Source organism: Mucilaginibacter sp., from assembly GCF_028288185.1.
Classification (GTDB): Bacteria; Bacteroidota; Bacteroidia; order Sphingobacteriales; family Sphingobacteriaceae; genus Mucilaginibacter.
In genome coordinates, this window is sequence record NZ_JAQBOF010000021.1 from 1 (window position 1) to 3,089 (window position 3,089).

The 3,089-nt window shown below is 38.7% G+C and carries 2 protein-coding genes; both read left to right on the forward strand.

What is annotated here, in order from left to right; translation table 11 throughout:
* A partial coding sequence (locus JWQ34_RS08785) for a TonB family protein (RefSeq protein ID WP_299356555.1) occupies positions 1-752 on the forward strand: 752 nt, incomplete at its 5' end.
* A 683-nt stretch (positions 753-1,435) separates the two neighbouring features.
* Entirely contained in the window at positions 1,436-3,025 is a 1,590-nt protein-coding gene (locus JWQ34_RS08790; RefSeq protein ID WP_299356556.1) for an oligosaccharide flippase family protein, read from the forward strand.
* Positions 3,026-3,089: the final 64 nt, after the last annotated feature.

A 3,089-nucleotide genomic window follows, 5' to 3' on the forward strand; every position in this document is an offset into this window, starting at 1 on the left:
ACAAGGAATATGGCGCTTATTATTTAAGGCAGCATTATGCCGATAATATTGTAAAGGCCATGGGAATTACTTTTTTGAGCGTGTTTGTTGTTGCTATAACGTGTGGTATAATTATCAGGCAAAAACCCGTTGAACTGGTAAAAACAACCGTAGTTAAATTAAGTCATATTTTTCAACCTCCACCTGTTGAGCCTATAAAGGAAATTGCCAAATCAAAACCTTCGGCGCCAAAGCAATTAGTAAATACTACAAAATTTGTTCCGCCGGTAGTAACTACTGACCCTGTTAAAGCTGATCCGCCTAAAATAGATAACATGAAAGGTGATATTGGTCCGGTTGAAATTGATATACCCGGCGCAGGCACAGGCATAAATATTGATGCCGGTAAAACAAGCAATGGTTCCGGAACCAAAGCGGAAGAAGATAATAGCATACATCCCACTACAGGAGTTGAAGTAATGCCCGAACCTTATGGTGGTGCCGCGGCATGGGCGAAATTCTTACAAAAAAACTTACAATATCCGGGTGAAGCGGTAGATAAGGGAATAAGCGGAAAAGTTTGGGTTAGCTTTGTTGTTGAAAAGGATGGCCGCCTGTCATCATTTGTAATAGAAAAAGGTGCAGGCTATGGTATGGACGAAGAAGCCCTGCGTGTTTTAAAGAAGGCACCTGCATGGAAACCCGGTATGCAAAACGGACAACCTGTACGGGTTAAATATACATTGCCACTTAGTTTTGTATTGAGCCAGTAGTTTGAGGTAATTAAGGTAAAAGGTGTAAAGCGAAAAGGTAAAAGGTTTTCTTTTGTCTTTCCGCTTTATTAGTTTATTCATGCTATTACAAACCTTACGCATTCTCCGCCCGGACAAGCATCATTCGCATGCCCGTAAATAAATTGAGCGTCCACGCTCTGCAAAAAGCTCGTATCAACAGACCCGGAGGGTTTTTCGCTCCCGAACCGTTCGGATTCTCAATTTTGCTTATGGTCGGTGGTTTCCCGAAACATGTGCCATCACAGTTGGCGAATTAGGTATAAAATTGAATTAAATAAAACAGGCACTTAGTAGGCAAAAAACACCGACCACAAGCTGAATTTCTATATGCAAGCAAACTAATGTTTATAGAAATGACATGTCGGTGGATGGCGTTAACGCTATGTTTATTGAAAGTAAGCCGATGAAAAGCAATTGGTTGTAAATTGATTCCCTTTAACATCTTGCAAAACCCGGGACTGGCCTTACGCTGCATACTCGCGCCAGATACAGTCACGAGTCGCCTTGTGCACTTGCCGAGGCTTCAGACTCGCGCCAGAATGAGAAAGACGCTTGACCGGGCGGGTATATGAATTATATTTAGACCCATTTTTATATGTAAGATAAGAAAATATAGAGTAGCTAAGGTAATTCAGGCGGAAATAAGATAGACATAACTAGGGATGTTCAATAAAGCACTATCAGTCCATTTTAATTATTTAATTTGTGCACAAATTTTAACTCTATTGACAGCAATCAAACAATTAGCGGGTCAAACACTTTGGTACGGCGTTAGTAATATTGGTGCTAAGTTTTTGAACTACTTACTTACGCCCCTTCTTACTTATCTGATGACAGATATATCCGGTGTGCGAGATTACGGCGATTATAGTTTACTATATTCCTGGATAGCGGTAGTTAATATCATTTTTACATATGGGTTTGAAACCGGATACTTTCGTTTCTCGAATAAAGAAGGAATGGATCGCATTTCGCTCTTTCAGACTGCATTTAGTTCATTACTGATCAGTACAGTTGGGCTTATCTTATTATTTTCCTTTTTTCGCGTCAGTATCAATAACTTTATGAATCTTGAGGGACATCCAGAATACATTTCGTGGTGTCTGTACTTGATTGGATTAGATTCGCTATGCACGATACCCTTTGCTAAGTTGCGCCAAGAAAATCGTCCCAAAAAATATGCTTTTGTAAAGTTATCTGGCATTATTATTAATATCTTATTTACCGTTTTCTTTTTGGTATGGTTGCCTAAATACGCAGAAGGTCATTTTAATAGCTTCCTGTCACAATGGTACAGAGGTAATAGTCGGGTAGGCTTTCTTTTAATGGCCAATTTGCTCCAAAACCTTTTTGTATTTCTTATTCTTTTTGGTGAATGGAGGGATTTTAAGTTTAAGTTAAATAAAATATTATGGAGGCAGCTATTTTTCTACAGTGCCCCCATGATTTTTATTGGCCTTGCGGGTATGATAAACGAAGTAATGGATCGACAAATGTTAGCTAAATTTCTTCCTGTCAGCGTAGATGCGAAAAGAGTAGTCGGTATTTATTCTGCTAACTATAAACTGGCCATATTTATCACATTATTTATACAGGCGTTTAAAATGGCCGCTGAGCCATTTTTCTTTAACCAGTCAAAAGAAAAAAATGCACCCGATATTTATGCTCGCGTGATGAAATGGTTTGTGATTACTCTTTCCCTGGCCTTTCTTTTTTCTGATTTATATCTTGATCTCTGGCAATATATGGTCGGTACTTCCTATCGTTCCGGCCTGAGTGTTGTACCTATATTGTTGTTCGCCAATATCTGCTTGGGCATATATTATAACCTGTCAGTATGGTATAAGTTAACCGACCGCATGCGTATGGGTTTAATTATCACTGCATTTGGTGCGCTCATTACTATAGCTGGTAACTATTTTTTTATTCCGTATTGGGGTATGTATGCATCCGCCTGGACTACATTAGTCTGTTATGCAACCATGGTGCTGATTACGTATTACATGGGGCAAAAATACTTTCCTATTCCCTACCCTACAAAAAGGATATTGACATATTTGGTATTCATGCTTATCTTTTTCATTATTAAAATTGGGATTAATGTGTTATCAGATTCATGGGGCACAGGCATGAAATTGGTATTACGTCTCCCTGTGGCGACAGTTTTAATGTCTCTATATATACTTATTATAGCGAAGTTAGAAGGAACAGAATTAAAAACTATGCCTTTAATAGGCAAATTAATTCATTGAGTTAATGACATATCGTTTTTAACAAAATGTATATACCCCCGCCCGGACAAGCGTCTTTCGCTTG

Bases quoted from the DNA above. Each gene is read 5' to 3' on its own strand.
- JWQ34_RS08790 (WP_299356556.1), top strand. From the start codon at position 1,436: ATGTTCAATAAAGCACTATCAGTCCATTTTAATTATTTAATTTGTGCA.